Origin of the sequence: Nitratireductor kimnyeongensis (genome assembly GCF_019891395.1) — a bacterium.
GTDB lineage: Bacteria > Pseudomonadota > Alphaproteobacteria > Rhizobiales > Rhizobiaceae > Nitratireductor > Nitratireductor kimnyeongensis.
In genome coordinates, this window is sequence record NZ_CP078144.1 from 191,824 (window position 1) to 209,326 (window position 17,503).

Annotated in this window: 16 protein-coding genes; 6 read left to right on the forward strand and 10 right to left on the reverse strand. The window is 58.9% G+C overall.

Features of this window, described 5'->3' with window-relative positions:
* The first annotated feature begins 65 nt into the window (after positions 1 to 65).
* The 4 genes from KW403_RS18960 (at position 66) to KW403_RS18975 (ending at position 3,405) form a co-directional block, all read left to right on the forward strand.
* On the forward strand, positions 66 to 995 hold the full coding sequence (locus KW403_RS18960) for a carbohydrate ABC transporter permease (RefSeq protein WP_223022792.1): 930 nt from the start codon (positions 66 to 68) through the stop codon (positions 993 to 995).
* 11 nt (positions 996 to 1,006) lie between these two features.
* The gene (locus KW403_RS18965) at positions 1,007 to 1,909 is read left to right on the forward strand and encodes a carbohydrate ABC transporter permease (protein WP_223022793.1); all 903 of its coding nucleotides are present in this window, start codon (positions 1,007 to 1,009) and stop codon (positions 1,907 to 1,909) included.
* 26 nt (positions 1,910 to 1,935) lie between these two features.
* A complete protein-coding gene (gene ltnD, locus KW403_RS18970) occupies positions 1,936 to 2,835 on the forward strand; it encodes an L-threonate dehydrogenase (protein WP_223022794.1) in 900 nt (299 codons plus the stop codon).
* 129 nt (positions 2,836 to 2,964) lie between these two features.
* Positions 2,965 to 3,405: a PACE efflux transporter gene (locus KW403_RS18975; protein WP_223022795.1), complete on the forward strand. Its 441-nt coding sequence runs from the start codon at positions 2,965 to 2,967 to the stop codon at positions 3,403 to 3,405.
* A gap of 3 nt (positions 3,406 to 3,408) precedes the next feature.
* On the opposite strand, the gene KW403_RS18980 is transcribed toward KW403_RS18975, so the two are convergent.
* The 8 genes from KW403_RS18980 to KW403_RS19015 all read right to left on the reverse strand — a co-directional run bounded on the left by KW403_RS18980 (position 3,409) and on the right by KW403_RS19015 (position 13,462).
* On the reverse strand, positions 3,409 to 4,332 hold the full coding sequence (locus KW403_RS18980) for an NAD(P)-dependent oxidoreductase (RefSeq protein WP_223022796.1): 924 nt from the start codon (positions 4,330 to 4,332) through the stop codon (positions 3,409 to 3,411).
* 20 nt (positions 4,333 to 4,352) lie between these two features.
* Positions 4,353 to 5,195, reverse strand: coding sequence for a fumarylacetoacetate hydrolase family protein (locus KW403_RS18985; RefSeq protein WP_223022797.1), 843 nt, complete (start codon positions 5,193 to 5,195; stop codon positions 4,353 to 4,355).
* Positions 5,196 to 5,220: 25 nt separating this feature from the next.
* Positions 5,221 to 5,955, reverse strand: a complete 735-nt coding sequence (locus KW403_RS18990) for an SDR family NAD(P)-dependent oxidoreductase (RefSeq protein WP_223022798.1) — start codon at positions 5,953 to 5,955, stop codon at positions 5,221 to 5,223.
* 121 nt (positions 5,956 to 6,076) lie between these two features.
* Entirely contained in the window at positions 6,077 to 6,985 is a 909-nt protein-coding gene (locus tag KW403_RS18995) for a GntR family transcriptional regulator (RefSeq protein ID WP_246638000.1), read from the reverse strand.
* Positions 6,986 to 6,991: 6 nt separating this feature from the next.
* The gene (denD, locus tag KW403_RS19000) at positions 6,992 to 7,987 is read right to left on the reverse strand and encodes a D-erythronate dehydrogenase (RefSeq protein WP_223022799.1); all 996 of its coding nucleotides are present in this window, start codon (positions 7,985 to 7,987) and stop codon (positions 6,992 to 6,994) included.
* Between the two features lie 36 nt (positions 7,988 to 8,023).
* Positions 8,024 to 9,841, reverse strand: a complete 1,818-nt coding sequence (locus KW403_RS19005; RefSeq protein ID WP_223022800.1) for an IlvD/Edd family dehydratase — start codon at positions 9,839 to 9,841, stop codon at positions 8,024 to 8,026.
* 349 nt (positions 9,842 to 10,190) lie between these two features.
* Entirely contained in the window at positions 10,191 to 11,798 is a 1,608-nt protein-coding gene (locus KW403_RS19010) for a putative bifunctional diguanylate cyclase/phosphodiesterase (RefSeq protein ID WP_223022801.1), read from the reverse strand.
* A gap of 5 nt (positions 11,799 to 11,803) precedes the next feature.
* Positions 11,804 to 13,462 carry an ATP-binding protein gene (locus tag KW403_RS19015; RefSeq protein ID WP_246638001.1) on the reverse strand — a complete coding sequence of 553 codons (1,659 nt, stop codon included), beginning with the start codon at positions 13,460 to 13,462 and terminating at the stop codon, positions 11,804 to 11,806.
* Positions 13,463 to 13,834: 372 nt separating this feature from the next.
* Between KW403_RS19015 and KW403_RS19020 the strand changes: the two genes are divergently transcribed.
* Complete coding sequence (locus KW403_RS19020; RefSeq protein ID WP_223022803.1) at positions 13,835 to 15,115, forward strand: sulfite oxidase; 1,281 nt, start codon at positions 13,835 to 13,837, stop codon at positions 15,113 to 15,115.
* 86 nt (positions 15,116 to 15,201) lie between these two features.
* Positions 15,202 to 15,942 (forward strand): c-type cytochrome, encoded by a 741-nt coding sequence (locus KW403_RS19025; RefSeq protein WP_223022804.1) that lies wholly within the window; start codon positions 15,202 to 15,204, stop codon positions 15,940 to 15,942.
* Between the two features lie 103 nt (positions 15,943 to 16,045).
* Here KW403_RS19025 and KW403_RS19030 read toward each other — a convergent pair whose 3' ends face one another.
* Both KW403_RS19030 and KW403_RS19035 read right to left on the reverse strand, forming a co-directional pair.
* Positions 16,046 to 16,801: a hypothetical protein gene (locus tag KW403_RS19030; RefSeq protein WP_223022805.1), complete on the reverse strand. Its 756-nt coding sequence runs from the start codon at positions 16,799 to 16,801 to the stop codon at positions 16,046 to 16,048.
* Positions 16,798 to 17,304, reverse strand: a complete 507-nt coding sequence (locus KW403_RS19035; protein WP_223022806.1) for an RNA polymerase sigma factor — start codon at positions 17,302 to 17,304, stop codon at positions 16,798 to 16,800. The genes KW403_RS19030 and KW403_RS19035 overlap by 4 nt, the downstream gene beginning before the upstream one ends.
* Positions 17,305 to 17,503: the final 199 nt, after the last annotated feature.

The following is a 17,503-nucleotide window of genomic DNA, read 5'->3' on the forward strand; positions in this document are numbered from 1 at the left end:
CGGCGCCGGCTGACCGTCGGCGCTGCTGCTTCACGAGGTCAGTATCAAAAAAGGCAGGATGACCCATGCAGGCCAGGCCCGCGCGTTCAACATCGATCCTCGGATGGTTTCTGGAAAGCCGCAACGGGCTCGGGCTTCTGTTCATGCTGCCGGCGGCGGTTTTCCTTCTGTGCTTTCTCACCTATCCGCTGGGGCTGGGCGTGTGGCTGGGCTTTACGGATGCGCGGATCGGGCGCGAGGGTATTTTCGTCGGGCTCGAAAACTATATCTGGTTGTTTGACGATCCGGTCTTCTGGCTCTCCGTCTTCAACACCATGCTTTACACCGTGGTGGCCTCCATTCTGAAATTCGTGCTGGGGCTCTGGCTGGCGCTGATCCTGAATCAGCACCTGCCGTTCAAGACGTTCTTCCGAGCCATCATCCTTCTACCCTGGGTGGTGCCGACCGTGCTTTCGGCGCTGGCTTTCTGGTGGATCTACGATTCCCAGTTCTCGATCATTTCCTATGTGCTGATCAATCTCGGTGTCATCAGCGAGCCGATCAATTTTCTTGGCGATCCGGGCATGGCACGGGCATCGGTGATTGCGGCCAATGTCTGGCGCGGCATTCCCTTTGTGGCGATTTCACTTCTGGCCGGTCTGCAGACCATACCGCAATCGCTCAATGAAGCGGCAGCGCTGGATGGTGCAACGTCGTGGCAGCGCTTTACCAAGATCACTCTCCCGCTTCTGACGCCGATCATCGCCGTGGTGATGACGTTTTCGGTGCTGTTCACCTTCACTGACTTTCAGCTCATCTATGTGCTGACGCGAGGCGGGCCGGTTAACGCCACCCATCTGATGGCAACCCTTTCCTTCCAGCGCGCCATTCCCGGCGGACAACTGGGCGAAGGCGCGGCGATTGCCGTGGCGATGATCCCCTTCCTGCTGGCGGCGATCCTGTTTTCCTTCTTCGGATTGCAGCGTCGCAAATGGCAGCAGGGCGGCGGCGATTGAGGAGGACGGCCATGAGCGAGATCACCCAAAACACAAAACAGGCCGGTCTTCATGACGATTCGGAAGGTATGGAACAGTTCAACACGCTGCCGCGGCGGATCGTGACGGTCTATCTGCCGCTGGCGGTGTTCATTTTCGTGCTTCTGTTTCCGTTTTACTGGATGGCGATCACCGCCATCAAACCGGATTACCAGCTCACGGATTACAAAAACTACAGTCCATTCTGGGTGATTGAGCCGACATTTGAACATGTGAAATTCCTGCTGTTCGAAACCTCCTATCCGGGCTGGCTGTGGAACACGATGCTGGTGTCGTTTGCCTCAACCTTCATCTCGCTCGCCGCGTCGGTCTTCGCCGCCTACGCAATCGAGCGGGTGCGGTTCACCGGTGCGCGGGTGACAGGGTTGATGATCTTTCTCGCCTATCTCGTGCCGCCATCCATCCTGTTCATTCCGCTGGCTTTCATCGTGTTCAAGGTCGGAATCTTCGATTCACGCCTGGCTCTGATCCTGACCTATCCGACCTTTCTGATCCCGTTCTGCACCTGGCTTCTGATGGGGTACTTCCGCAGCATTCCCTTCGAGCTGGAGGAAAGCGCGCTGGTGGACGGGGCGACGCGCTGGCAGATCCTCACCAAGGTTATCCTGCCTCTGGCCGTGCCCGGCCTCATCTCGGCCGGCATCTTCGCGTTCACGCTGTCGTGGAACGAGTTCATCTATGCGCTGACCTTTATCTCCTCGTCGGAAAACAAGACGGTGCCTGTCGGCGTTCTGACGGAGCTGGTGCGCGGCGACATTTATGAGTGGGGGGCGCTGATGTCGGGGGCGTTGCTTGGCTCCCTGCCCGTGGTGATCCTCTATTCATTCTTTGTCGATTATTACGTCTCGTCCATGACCGGTGCGGTGAAGGAATGACAACTCTGCGTTTCTGGGGGTAAGCGATGCAGGTGATGGTGATCGGCCTCGGGTCGATGGGAATGGGGGCGGCGCTTTCGCTTCTGCGTGCCGGGCATGAGGTTTTCGGCGTGGACCCACGCAGTGATGCCTGCGCTCAGCTGGCCAATGCGGGGGCCAAAGAAACCGGCTCGCGAGGGCTGGATTTCGCCTCTCGTGCCGAGGCCGTTTTGATCCTCACTGTCAACGCGGAGCAGGTGGAAAGCGTTCTCTTCGGGGAGGAGGGAATTGCTGGCAAATTACCTCCTGGAACGCCGGTGATGATCTCGTCAACTGTATCGGCGGACGATGCACGGCGGTTTGGCCTGGAGTTGGAGCACGCGGGGCACATCATGCTCGACGCTCCGGTTTCGGGTGGACCGGTCAAGGCGCGAGAGGGCGCGATGACGGTGATGGCGGCGGGGCGGGAAGAGGCCTTCGCGCGGCTTGCGCCGGTGCTGGATGCAGTGGCGGAACGTGTTTTTCGCATTTCCGAGAGGATTGGCGACGGGGCAGCCGTCAAGGTCATCCACCAGCTTCTGGCCGGTGTGCATATCGCCGCTGGCGCGGAGGCCATGGCGCTGGCCGCACGTGCCGGCATTCCGCTCGACACCATGTATGAGGTGGTGATCAACGCGGCCGGCAATTCCTGGATGTTTGAAAACCGTATGCGCCATGTGGTGGACGGGGACTACACACCGCATTCGATGGTCGACATTTTCGTGAAAGACCTTGGTCTCGTCACAGAGACAGGGCGAGCGCTCAGATTTCCTCTGCCGCTCGCCTCGACGGCCTACACGATGTTTGCCTCCGCCAGCACGGCAGGCTATGGCCAATGGGATGACAGCGCCGTGATCAAGGTGTTTCCGGGTATCACTTTGCCGGGTGACGAGGGGGAGGAAAGGTAGCCGCGGGATATCCGCCACATCCCCTTGCGATGGGGGCCATCACACCTATATTGCCATCGAAAGCGAGGACGACCTCCCCCATTCCGGGAATCAAATCGGGACGGCCCGAGAATCAATCGGGGAGCAAGAATGCGCACCGCTGCAGATCGTATTCGTCACGCCATCAGCTTTGAGCTGATCGCGCTTTTGATTGTCACACCAGCCGCGTCATGGTTTTTCGGAAAGCCCATGTTCGAGATGGGAGTTGTCGTCGTGGTGAGCGCCACGGTCGCAACATTGTGGAATTATCTTTACAATCTGGGTTTCGATCACGCTTTGCGCCGGCTGACCGGAAGCGTCCGCAAGAGCATCATGATGCGCGTTGTTCACGCGGTTCTGTTTGAAGGCGGGCTGCTGGTCGTGCTGATGCCGTTTACGGCATTCCTGCTGGGCGTTTCGGCGCTTCAAGCCCTGTTTGTCAACGCGACTTTCGCCGTTTTCTATCTTGTGTATGCATTCGTGTTCAACTGGGCATATGATGTGATTTTTCCGATACCAGACGTCTCCGCCTCAGCGGAACATAGCGCCTGATCGCTATGCCTTGGGCGGTGGGGCGCTGGTTTCTCCGGTGCCCAGCCGCTTGCCCGGATTGATGGCTTCGAGCCAGAGGAGATAGGCAGCGTGATCATGGCGCCCCATCTTCATTTCGTGAGCCAGCGTGTGGAATGCGTCGCGTGTTTTCTCGGTTAGCGGGAGCGAAAGCCCGGCACGTCGGGCCACTTCAAGAGCGTTTTCCAGATCCTTGAGCTGCAGTTCGAGCGGTCCGCCCGGCACGAAATTCCGCTCGACCATCCGTTCTCCATGAAGCTCCAGGATGCGGGAAGTGGCAAAACCGCCCATCAATGCGTCGCGCAGTGCTGCGGGGTCGCAGCCGCCTTCCTGCGCCAGAAGCATCGCCTCCGACACCGCGCCGATGGTGACGGCGACGATCACCTGATTGGCGAGCTTGGCGACCTGACCCGCGCCATGCACACCCACATGGGTGGCCCGGCCCATGGCGGATAGAAGTGGTTCGGCTTCCGCAAAATCGGCGGCCTCACCGCCCGCCATGATTGCGAGCGATGCCTCGATCGCGCCTTTCTCGCCGCCCGACACCGGGGCGTCGAGATGCCGGTGCCCAGATTTCGCAAGTGCTGCGGCATGGTCGCGCGCGACTGCCGGTTGGATGGACGACATGTCGACGAAAAGCGCACCGTTCGGTGCGGCTTCCACAACGCCATTATCGCCGAAATAGATTTCGGTCACGATGGGCGAATTGTCGACCATTGTCACAATCGCATCGGCGCTGGCGACCGCCGAACGGGGATCGTCGGCGACAGTCGCGACATCGGAGAGTGCCTCCGCCTTGGCGCGGGTGCGATTCCATACCGTAAGATCGAAGCCCGCCCCGGCAATGTTTCGCGCCATCGGCGCACCCATGATGCCGGTGCCGATGACGGTGACGTTCCTGATGGTCATGGCGGGCTCCGTTTTCAGGTTCAGGCCTGAACGACAATCTGGCGCTGTTCGCCAAGTCCGGCGATAGAGAGCGTCATGACATCGCCTGCCTTGAGATATTGCGGCGGCTTCATACCCATGCCGACGCCGGGCGGGGTGCCGGTGGAGATCACGTCCCCGGGCATGAGCGTCATGAACTGCGAGAGATAGGACACGACGTGCGGCACGTTAAAGATCAGCGTGTTGGTGTTGCCAGTCTGGCGCCGTTCGCCATTCACATCGAGCCACATATCCAGATTGTGCGGGTCGGCCACTTCATCGCGCGTAACGAGCCAGGGGCCGAGCGGGCCGAACGTGTCGTGGCTCTTGCCTTTGGTCCACTGGCCCGAGCGTTTTGTCTGGAAGTCACGCTCGGAGACGTCGTTCATGATGGCGAAGCCCGCGACATGATCCATCGCGTCGGCCTCGCTGACATATTTGGTCTTTGAGCCGATGATGACGGCAAGCTCGACCTCCCAGTCGAGCGCCTTGGAGCCACGCGGCAGTTCCACATCGTCATTCGGGCCGCAAAGGGCATTCAGCGCCTTGGCGAAAACGATGGGCTCTTCCGGCGGTTCGGCACCTGTTTCGGCGGCGTGGTCAGAATAATTGAGGCCAATGCACACGATCTTCTGAAGACCCGCGACGCACGGCCCAAGACGTTGATTTCCATCGACGGACGGGAGGGTCTGAGGATCGATCGCGCGCAGCTTGTCCAGCCCCGCCGGCGAAATGACATCGCCGGCGATATCAGCAACCACGCCGGAAAGGTCTCGCAAGGTGCCATCGGCGGCGAGCATGCCGGGTTTTTCATGACCCACCGGACCGTAACGCAACAATTTCATGTTCTTTCCCTCTGTGTTTTAACAACTAATAGACTGCGCGGCCGCCCGAGATGTCGAAGACTCCGCCTGTTGTGAACGAACATTCTTCCGAAGCCAGCCAGGCGATCATCGCCGCGGCTTCAGCCGGTTCGAGGAAGCGCTCAAGCGGGATTTTGGAGAGCATGTAGTCGATATGCTCCTGGCTCATCTGGTCGAAAATCGGTGTGCGCGCCGCTGCTGGCGTGAGGCAATTCGCAATGACGCCTGTTTTGGCCAGTTCCTTGCCGAGCGATTTCGTCAATCCGATCAGGCCGGCCTTGGAAGCCGAGTAGTGGGAAGCGTTGGGGTTTCCTTCTTTCCCGGCTATGGAAGCGATGTTGACGATGCGGCCATAGCCGCGCTCGATCATCCCTGGCACCAGTGCGCGGCAGGTGAGATAGGGGGCGACGAGGTTGACTTCGACGGTGCGGCGCCACACATCCGGCGCCAGTTCCCAGGTCTTGCCATTGCCTCCCGTGATGCCGGCATTGTTGACGAGAATGTCGATTGCGCCGGCCTCCCGCGCGGCGTCGTTGACTGCGCCCTCGTCCGTCAGTTCCACAACACGCCCGTTTGCTTTCGCTCCGAGCTTTTCTGACGCCTTTTCGAGAGACTGGGCGTTGATGTCCCACAGAACCACTTCTGCGCCGCTTGCGACGAAACGCTCTGCGGTGGCCAGCCCGATGCCTTGAGCTCCGCCGGTGATAATGGCCCGCCGCCCGGTCAGGTCAATTCGATTCATTGCAGCCCCCTCCCTGTTCTCCACCTTGCGCTTTCATCGCACAGTCATGGCAAAATCACAATGTATACATTGCTGAGTGACCCATGGTGACCCTGTTGTTGCGTCGGAGCGCCTGGTTGTTTCATTCGCTCGTCGGGAATGTTGTTTTCTGACGCAAGAGAGAGATGAGCTGTTCGTCCGCACGGTTTCGGTGTTGCTGATGGAGGCGGGTGGCCTCCTCCTCGTTGCCGTCGGCGATGGCGGTGAGGATGGCGCGGTGCTCGCGATCCGAAATGATCGGCAGGGGACGCAGCTTTATGATTGCGCGGCGCGCGTGATATTGCAGGTCCCAGAGCTGTCGCAGCATGGCCTGCAGGCGCGGATTTCCGCACAGGCCGACGAGTTCTGAATGAAATTCGTCATCGAGCTCGGACCATGCTTCGATGTCTCCGCGTTTCGAGGCGCGTTCCATCTGGGTCAGGATGTCGTCCAGACGCTCATGGTCAGCCGTCGTGATGCCGCGCCGGGCCGTAAGCTGAGCTGCCTTGACCTCCAGTGTCGAAAAAACCTGATAGATCTGTTCGATCTCGTCGACGGACAGCGCCTTGACGGTGATGCCGTGGCGCGGCCGCACATCCACAAGCCCATCTTCCTCCAGTCGGATGAGCGCCTCCCGCACGGGTGTGCGGCTGAGTGACAGAAGGCTTGCGACTTCCGTTTCGAGAAGCGTCGTTCCCGGTGGCAGCCGGCCTTCCAGAATGCGGAACTTGAGCTCGTGATAGGCACGGTCACGCGCGGGCATTTTGGCAATGCCCTGCAGGCTGGGCCGCGGGCGTGAAACTGCCTGCGCCTCAACGCTTCTGCTACCCGTTTTTCGCCTTCCGGCGCCCACCTTTCTGCGCTCGCTCGTGCTCAGCGCCCCCTCCATTCTTGTCTGGTGCACTTTAACACCATCGATGATGGTTGGCAGATATCCATTGTCATGTCCAAGTACCTGGCGCTTGTCATGCGGGTTCTTCACAGGGAAGGGCGGATGCCCGCCTGCCGGCATTGTATCTCAACGGAGGGTCTTGCGTTTCTCCTCGTCGGCGATGTGGGCGCGGATAATCGCTTCAAAATCACTGTCCGCTGTGAAACCTGCCTGCTCTGCACGCTCGGTCCTGAAATCGCGCGGCCAGCCGTCAACGATGGCCGCGATCTGCGGATCGTGTTCGCGCTTGATGTGGGCAACGACTTGGTCGCCCGCAACGCTCCGCAGGGCTTCGATCATTTCCGCGATGGTCACCGAAAGGCCGGGCATGGTGAGTGAGCGCCGCGCGCCAAGCTGCGCCAGGTCCATCGTGCCTGCATGCAGCAGAAAGCCAACCGCGGCATTCGGGCTCGCCACCCAGTGGCGGACATCGTCCGACACAGGCAGGACGGCGTCCTGCCCGGCGAGCGGCTCGCGGATGATGCCTGAAAAGAAGCCTGATGCGGCCTTGTTCGGTTTGCCCGGCCGCACGACAATGGTGGGCAGGCGAATGCCAATCCCGTCAACGAAGCCCTTACGGGTATAGTCGGCTAATAGAAGCTCGCCGATCGCCTTTTGGGTACCATAGCTGGTGAGCGGGGCGCGGAAGAACTCGTCGTCGATCTTTTCGGGAAACGGTGCACCGAAGACCGCGATGGATGATGTGAAAACGAGGCGTGGCCGATAGGCGTCGTTGCGATTCTCGCCGACAAGCCGGATGGCTTCGAGAAGATGGCGCGAGCCATTCATGTTGATCCGATAGCCCTTCTCGAACGCGAGTTCGGCTTCTCCGGAGACGATGGCGGCCAGATGAAAGATAATATCGGGTTTTTGCGCGATCAGTCGCTCGACGGTTTTTTCATCAGCGACATCGCCGGCCTCTGTCTCGATCTGAATGCCGTTGGCTGGAGTGAGTGAGGCCTCGACCACGTCGAAGGCGTGGATCGTTTTGATGGCTTCGCTGCCGAGTTTTCCGTCGGTGAGCAGCCTGTCGGCAAGCCGACGACCGACCATACCGGCGGCTCCGATAATCAGGATGCGCATGCGGTTCTCCTCCCTGTGGTGTTTTCCGCATTGTCTTCAGTGATTGTCGCGCGGGACGCGTGGCATGGTTCCATCCTTTCCGCCCTGGGCGAGCCGCTGGTAGTTGACGGCGGGTTCCAGGACCATGCCTGCCTCTAGCTGTGCGACCATCCCGCGTTGAATTTCCTGCCAGGGTGTCTGGTGCGCGGGATAGGCGTATCCGCCTGCTTTCTCCAGCTCGGAGCGGCGCTGGTTTATCTCCTCCTCGGAAACCAGGATGTTGGCGGTGCAATTCCTGAGATCGATGCGCACGCGGTCGCCGGTTCTGAGGATTGCGAGCCCGCCATTGGCAGCGGCTTCCGGTGAGGCATTGAGGATCGACGGCGAGCCCGACGTTCCCGACTGGCGACCGTCGCCGATGCAGGGCAGGGAGGTGACTCCCCGCTTGATGAGGTAATCGGGCGCGCGCATGTTCACAACTTCCGCCGCACCCGGATAGCCGATGGGGCCGGCTCCGCGCATGAAGAGAATGCTCTCTTCATCGATGGCGAGCGCCGGATCGTCGATCCGTGCGTGGTAGTCTTCAGGGCCGTCGAACACGATGGCGCGGCCCTCGAAGGCCATGGGGTCTTCGGGATTCGAGAGATAGCGAGCACGGAACTCTTCCGAAATGACAGAGAGCTTCATGATGGCGGAATCGAACAGATTGCCCTTCAGCACACGGAAGCCCGCATTCTCCTTGAGCGGTTTTCCAAAGGGTCGGATCACCTTCTCATCGGCGATCGCGGCATCTCGGCAGTTTTCACCGATGCTCCTGCCGTTCACCGTCAACACACCCTCGTTGATAAGTCCGGCAGACATGAGCTGATTGACCACCGCCGGCACACCGCCGGCATGATAATAATCCTCACCCAGATACTCGCCTGCGGGCTGCAGGTTCACGAGAAGAGGAATGCTTTCTCCGTAGGTCTGCCAGTCGTCGATCGAAAGCTCGACGCCCAGATGCCGCGCAATGGCTGTGAGATGGATGGGGGCGTTTGTGGAGCCGCCAATGGCCGAGTTGACGCGGATCGCATTAATGAAGGCGTCGCGGGTCATCACGTCGCTGGGTTTGATGTCTTCATGCACCATGTCGACGATACGCAGGCCGGTGCGCCAGGCCATTTCCTGCCGATCGCGATAGGGCGCGGGGATCGCGGCGGAACCGGGCAACTGCATGCCAAGCGCCTCGGCGAGCGAGTTCATGGTGGTGGCTGTACCCATCGTGTTGCAATAGCCGGTGGAAGGGGCGGAGGAGGCCACGAGCCTCACGAACCCTTCATAGTCGATCTCGCCGGCAGCCATCATCTCGCGTGCTTTCCAGACTACGGTGCCCGAGCCCGTGCGCTCGCCTCGGAACCAGCCATTGAGCATGGGCCCGACCGACAGCGCGATGGCCGGAATGTTGACAGTCGCAGCCGCCATGAGTAGCGCCGGTGTGGTCTTGTCGCAGCCAATCGTGAGCACAACGCCGTCGAGCGGATAGCCGTAGAGAATTTCGACAAGGCTGAGATAGGCAAGGTTACGGTCGAGCGAGGCAGTGGGGCGTTTGCCCGTTTCCTGGATGGGATGCACCGGAAACTCGATGGCAATGCCACCGGCTTCGCGGATGCCTTCGCGCAGGCGTTTGGCCAGCTCCAGATGATGCCGGTTGCAGGGCGAAAGATCCGAACCCGTCTGGGCAATCCCGATAATGGGTTTGCCTGATTGGAGCTCTTCCTGCGAGAGCCCGAAATTCAGGTAGCGTTCCAGATAAAGCGCTGTCATATCCGGATTGCCCGCATTGTCGAACCACGCGCGCGAGCGCAGTGCGGGGGCTTTTGGTTTCTCGGTCATGTCGTCTCCGGATACTTAAAGAACAATCACATTTTAGCTTTTGACGTCATAATGTATACACAAAATGTTTTCCAGCTTCCATTTTTGTTTCGCCAGCGGGGTGGTTTCCGCGTCAATAATTTGGCAAAAATCCATGGAAAACATCATTTTCGAACGCTGTTTCCCTCCCCAGGTTTCGCGCCCCGGTAGCAGTGGTAGATGCTGTATCATTTATGGATACGTCGTGCGGCTTTAGAAGCGAGCTGGTTTCGATGAGGGTCCAGGCCGGCCACTGCCCAATGAAACCCGAAATCCATCAATGGAACGCGGTTGCGGACCGGCGTTCAGTTCCTATTGATTAGACAGATGCTCAGGGATGCTGCCTTGGCGAGCGGCTTCCTGCAATGCGGGTGGGAGTGTGGGTGCGGGCCGCTTCCGGTTGGCGCGCCGGCGGAAGTGCTTCGTCTTCGAGCACGAACTCTTCAAGCGCGAAGGGCTTGCTGAAGTAATAGCCCTGCCCGATCCTGATCGCGGTATTCTGCCTCAGATAGTCCACCTCTTCGCGGGTTTCGACGCCCTCGATGACGAGAGCCATGCCGAGCGCGCGTCCGAGCGATTCGATGGCCTTGAGTACACTTTGGCTGCGTGGTCTCTGATGGACGTTCTGCACGAACGACCGATCGATCTTCAACTCGTCTGCTGTCACGGCAGCCAGCGCGGAGAGGGATGAATATCCAACGCCGAAATCATCAATCGAGACCTTCACACCCGCCTCTCGTACCATGGGCATGATGTTTTTGCTCAGAAGGTCACCATTCAGAAACGCCTCTTCGGTGATCTCGAGGATGAAGCGCTGCGGCCGGTGATAGGACGTGAGTTGCCTGAGTAACTTGCTCATGAACTCGGGATTGGTCGACTGATGCGCCGTGATGTTAAGACTGATTGATGTGCCGGGAGAGAAAACGGAATCAATCTGCGGAAGCGATGACATCACCTCATCAACAACATGCTCGGCGACGGCATCGATGATTCCGGCGTCGGTGGCGAGATTGACGAAATCGCCCAACACGCGCAGCTGACCGTCGTCATCTCTCCAGCGCAGCAATGTCTCGACGCTGACAACGCCATTGGTATGGATGTCGACTTTCGGTTGGTAGGCACAGCAAAGTTTGCGGTCTCTCAATGCGGTGCGCAGGCGCTGTTCAACTGACATGTCGCCATGGACGTTGCCCACTGCCTTCTCGGGCTTGTAACCAACCCTTCCCTTTGATTCGGATTTGGCGCCGCGCAACGCTTGATCCGCCGCGACCAGTAATTCTTCAAAATTGCTCCCGTCCTTGGCAAACATGCTGATGCCGATGGAAGCAGAAGAAAAGGTTTCGACCCCTTTGACCTGGAAAGGCTCCTTGGACCGATTGAGGATCGTGTTCGCGTATTCCGTCAGGTCGAAATCTGAGAGGTCGGTCACAAACACACAGAACATGCCGTTTGCGAGATAACCAAGAATATCGGAACGTCGAACACAGGCAGCGAGGCGTTCGGCAAATGCAGCGATGAGCCCATCGGCAAAAGCTGCACCATAATAATCGTTGGTTCGGCCGAGACCATCGAGGTCAATCAACATGAGGGCAGACTCGGCATCGGACTGGCCCTGAAGCTCCGCACCGATTGTGCGTGCCAGAAGCGTTTTGTTTGGAAGACCGGTCAATTCGTCAAAAAAGGCCAGCCTGAAAATCTCTTCATCGACTGGAGGCTTCGGTTCCAGCTCTAGCCAAAAGCTGCAGGTAAAGGTCCGGCCCCCTGTTTCTGACACAAAGCGTAGCTCGCGCATGCTTTGCGTATCGAGCGAGGGGGAGCACAGATTGCCCTGCTGATTGCTGTAAACGCGTTGGCCGTTTGGGTCGGCAATGGTCAGGCCGAAGGGAGCCTGTTCGAGTATCGCCTCGAGATCGACGCCTGCCGGGCGGCCCGAATTCATTGTGACTACCTGTTTAGATATTCACGCCGCGCCAGTTGAAGAGCCTTCGAGATCTTGTCCTCTGCGGCTTCTGCGGGCGTGGGGTTGCGACGGAGCGTGTGTGTTTCGGCGACAATGGATGGCGCGGCTTCCGGTGGAGCCTCAGTCTGAGCCTGGCTCATGATAGAGCCGCGCCAGCGTTCGACGACCGCATGAACGAACTCGCGTCGCGAACCGGGATTGAGATCTTTTGGAAGCGCCGCCGCGGCCTCACTTCTGGGAAGAAGCTCTTCAGACAGCCGATTGAAGACGAACTGAACGGGAAGTGGCATACCCTCTCCGAAACCGATCACTTCCCCGGTTCCGAGTGAAGGAACGAAGTCCACCAGATTTGCGGTCGCGTCAGACACAGCTGACTTCAGCAGCGCCTGATCGCGGTCATTCGCCATGCGCATCGCGAAGAGTGTGTTGCATTGCGAGATGATGGTTGCATCGAGTTCTGCAGGCCGCTGGGTCACCAGGCCGAGATAGACACCATATTTGCGGCCCTCCTTGGCAATACGCGAAAGCGCGTTCTTGCTCGGAAGGAAGCCGACGCTTGGATCGGCAGCCGCGAAGCGGTGCGCTTCCTCACAGACAAGCAGCAGCGGCATGGCGCCATCGCTCCACATGCCAAAATCGAAGGCGAGCCTTGAGATAACGCACACGACGGCGTCCACGACCTCGATCGGCAGGCTGGCAAGCTGTATCACTGTGACAGGCCGGCCATTTGCCTCGAGGCGGAAAAGCTCGGTCAGGATCGTTACCATCGTATCGCCGCCGACCGTTGCGTTGGCGAACATGAAGGCGTAACGCGGGTCGTTCTTGAGCGTTTCGATGCGCCCAATCAATCGGTGATGCGTCATGCGCGAAGAGCGGTTTTCCAGCTTGCCCATACGCTCATCGATCAGCGCTAGAAGGTCCTGCATCAGATACGGAACCGGTGTGTCGGCAGTGAAACCAGACTGCCGCGGCTCCACTTTCCGCAATGCGCTTGCCCGCTCCATGCTGTGACGGCGATTTAGATACTGGGTCTTCGCAAGCGGTATGAGTTCGGAGAGAATGTCCTGCTCTGCCGGAACGGGTGGCTTGCCCGCGTACAGGACGTCCGAAAATTCTTCGAAGTTGAAAAGCCAGAAAGGCAGGCGCAGGTTTTTTGCACCAATGAGATTAGCCTCGTTTCCAAAAACGCTGCCATATTCATTGTGGTGATCAAGGATCAGCACGCGTAATTCGCGCCAGGTTTTGATTACCTGTCGAAGGATGACGGCAAGCCCGCTGGATTTGCCGACGCCGGTGGATCCCAGCACCGCGAAATGCTTTGTGACGAGATTTTCGACATCTACATAGGCGGGAACAGTGGTGTCGTTGTGCAATCGCCCGATCTCGGCAAAGGTCGTCTTGTCTCCACGGAAGATCAGCCGCAGCTGCTCGCTGCTTATGATGCGGGCCCGGTCGCGGATGGCGGGATATGCTCCAACGCCTCTTCGAAAGCGCTGCCGGCCTGTTTCGTCTCGGGAGATTTCACCCACCAGGTCGACGCGGGCGATCGCTCTCGGTTCTGGGCTGGAGTCTGCCTGAGCAGTTTTCAACGAGACTTCGGTGACCACGCCCAAGAGTTCACGTGCGCCAGCGGCGATCGCCAAGAACTTCCCAACCGTTGTGCGAAGTTCTTCGGTCGTCCCGATGATCGGAAGCTCGATATATGCTTCGGATCCTTTGACCGAGCATACATGGCAGCCCGATTCATTCTGTCCGGATACCGCACTTGCAAAACCGTTTGAGCGCTCAACCATCGTGCCTTGTTCCTGCAACCTATCGGAATTGTGCTTCTTTGAAGTCGCGTAGAACGAGAGTTTGCCACGCATTTCATAATTATTGCGTTAAGAAGCCGGCTTTTCTGACTGAATTCCTCACGGAGCGACGGAATAAATTTCCTCGCTTGCACGTCTTTGGGGTGAAGCATGCCGTCAGGCGTGTCCGCCAGCCAATAGTGCCAGCGCAGAGGGAGGAACCAGATGACGCGCATTGCCGAAACGACCAGAGCGCACAGCGAAGCAGCACCTGTCGACGAGGAATCAGCCGGTGTGGTTCATTCAGGGCGACGCAATTTCTTGAAGAATACTGGCCTTGCCACCATGGCAGCGATGGTTGGTGCCTCGATACCTTTTCACCGGAACATGCCTGCAGGGCTTTTGCCGGCCGCGTTTGCCCAAGTCACCGACGCGTTGGCCGGAAAGGACGGTCTCACGCTTCTCAACGATCGCCCGGTCAATGCCGAGACGCCGGCTGAACTGCTTGATGATGCGGTGACGCCGACAAGCCGGCATTTCATTCGCAACAATGGCATTCCGCCTGAGGATGTGGACCCGGAAAGCTGGACGCTGACGATCGACGGTTTCGTTGACAACAAGCTGGAGCTTTCCATCGCCGATCTGCGCGAGCAGTTTGAAGTGGTTACGCTGCAACTGACGCTGGAATGCGGCGGCAACGGACGCAGCGCCTTCAACCCGCCGGCGAAGGGCAACCAATGGACTCATGGTGCCGTGGCCTGCTCGGAATGGACGGGTGTGCGGCTGAAGGATGTTCTGAAAAAGGCGGGCGTTCAGTCGAATGTGGTCTACACCGCCCATTATGGCGCCGATGGCCACCTTTCAGGCAATCCCGACAAGTTGCCGATATCGCGAGGCTTGCCAATCGACAAGGCGATGACCGACAACATTCTCATTGCCTTCGAGATGAATGGCGAGGCCTTGCACCCGATGAACGGTGCGCCGCTACGCCTGGTGGTCCCCGGCTGGCCGGCCTCGACCGCCCAGAAATGGCTGACGCGGATCGAACTGCGCGACCAGATGCATGACGGCCCCAAGATGACCGGTACCTCCTACCGCGTGCCGGCCTACCCGGTGGCGCCCGGGCAGGATGTTCCGGAAGAGGATTTCGTCATCATCGAGCGCATGCCGGTGAAATCTCTGGTTACCTTTCCGGCCAACGGTTCCGACATCGGCATGGAAACGGACGTGCGGGGTCATGCATGGTCAGGTGATCGGTCCATCAGCAAGCTCGACATTTCCATTGATTTCGGCACGACCTGGCAGACGGTGGAACTGGACGCTCCGGTCAATGACGGGGCCTGGCAAAACTGGCGCACCAAAGTCAAATTCCCGCAGGCCGGCTACTATGAAATCTGGGCGCGCGCGACGGACAGCGAAGGCGACATGCAGCCTTTTGCGATCGCCTGGAACCCCAAGGGCTATCTGAACAACACCATGCACCGCGTTGGTGTACGCGCCAGCTGATCGCATAGCGCCAGACATTCAATCATCTGGAAACCGTGAGGCGGCGAATGCCGCTTCACGCAACCATTTTCATGGAGAATTGAAGAATGAACCTTGCTCGCGTTCGGCTGGGCCTTGTCGCATTTTCTCTTTTTGCCTCAGCACCCGCATTTGCGGATGCCCAGGCCTCGCTGGCCAATGCTGATATTGGCAAAGGAGAAAAGATCTTCAAACGTTGCGTCGCGTGCCACACGATTGAAAAGGCCGGAAAAAACAAGCTCGGCCCCAATCTCTACGGCATCGTGGGAAAACCGGTGGCGCAAGCCGAGGGCTATGCCTATTCCCCGGCGATGAAGGCCTATGGCGGGGAATGGACAGTTGAACGGCTGGATGCCTATCTGCTTCAGCCGCGCACGGCGGTGAAGGGCACCAAAATGGCGTTTGCCGGCCTGAAGAAGGAAGAGGATCGCCTCAACCTGATCGCTTATCTCAACACATTCTCCGAAGTGCCGGTTGGGTTTGGTGCTGCGATGGAAGAGACCGCCTCGGCCGAGCAGACAGCGAGCGCGGAGTCGGCGAAGAATGACGTTCAGGAGATCGAAGGTGATTTCGGGCGTCTCAAGGTTGCGCCGGGGGTCGACACGATATTTTATGCCTGCACGGCCTGCCACTCGGAGATGATCATTGCGCAGCAGGGGCTTACCCGTGAGGGCTGGGACGAGATGCTTGATTGGATGATCGATGAGCAGGGCATGGACGACATTCCAGAGCCGGACCGCAACGATATTCTGGACTATCTCTCAACGCACTATAATGAAGATCGTCCCAACTTCCCCAACCCAAACTAGGGCTTGTTGGCAGCGAGCGTTTCAACCGGCCAGGGTGAAACGGTGTGGGGCTCGCTTTCACGCATTGCCGGACCGATGGGCGTTCCTCTCTCCCCGGGGTGTCTTACCCGCATGACGTGGCCCGGGCCGTGGCGTCCTTCAGGGCGATCACGGTGTCGGGCTTCGCCATCTTACGGGTTGCCTGCTTCAGATAGGCGGCGATCGCGGCGAACTTCCCCGCGTCCATCCCGGTGGCTACGATGCGATAGCGGCGATCTGGCACTTCCCATGCCGCACTCTGAAGCGCGGGAGCCGAACCCGCCTCAGTCAGCGGTTCTGCACTCGAAAAAACCGTCAGCCGGCAACCTTCATGCCCCGCGAAATGGGCTGCCATGCCGAGCGGCACTGCCCTGACAGCCACGAGCGTGAGATTGGCTGCTGAAAGATCAGGAAATGCCGCAAGCTGCTCGCCCGAAATCGTTTGGAAAACGCGGTCTTGTGCGACGAATGTCTGCGCAGAGAACATCTCGTGAATGGCGAGTGGGCCGTCTGGCGCGAACTCGTCCGGTTGGTGAAGTGTGTGGGAGAGAGCGACGGCAAGCGCAATGGAGGCCGCGAGAGCCGACCCGAACAACCGGAGTTTCCGTGAGCGTGAAAACCGTCGTGACAAACCGCGATTGTCATTTCGGGCAGGCGCAAGGATTGCCGGTTGCGGTTTCAGGGCCTTCAGACTGGCGGAGACTTCACCGATCTCGGTCAGCAACGCCTTCAGCTCCGGCTCTGTTTCGAGACGCTGCGCGAAAGCTGCGCAGTCTTCGGTCATTTCGCCGTCGTGAAATGCGTTGACCTTGATGAAGTCCTCTTCCGTCACTTTGCTCATGGGGTTTGCTTTGTCCGCTTTTCATTCTGTCCGTCGCCATTGACGCGACGCAAAAGTTCCTTGCGAGCCCGGCTGACACGGCTCATGACTGTGCCGATGGGCACGTTCATCACCTCGGCCGCTTCCGCATATTTGAAGCCCATAATATCGATCAGAAACAACACCTCCCGGATTTCGGGGGGCAGTTTTTCGAAGGCGAGGCGGATCAAGATGTCACGGCCCCCGCTGCCTGTTCCATCACTCTCATCCAAAAGACGTTTTTGCACTGCGATATATTCACGGCGCACCCGTCTTTTTCTGAGCTCGTCATATTGCAGGTTGCGGATGACGCGGAACATCCATGGGCGTAACTCTTCCACACGTTCGGGGCGCGTGGCGTGGCGGAGCGCGCGTTCGATCGCATCATGGACAAGATCCTCCGCGCTTTCTGTGGGACCGCAAATAGAGCGCGCATAAGCGCGTAGCTCAGGAAGAAGCAGTTCGATCTGCGAAAGGTTGCCCATTTTCTGCTGGCCGCGTTCCCCCGGTCTCCGGGTCGGTCCGCGGCGTTGAACGCGTTGACCGACACGGAGATGTCCTTCCGGCAAATTAAACCTTCGCGTCTATGTGAGGCAAGGACAGGTGGGTTGACAGGTTGTTGGATATTATGAAACGATCCAAACATAATGTTTCTATCGTAACATATTAATCGGGCACCCGCCT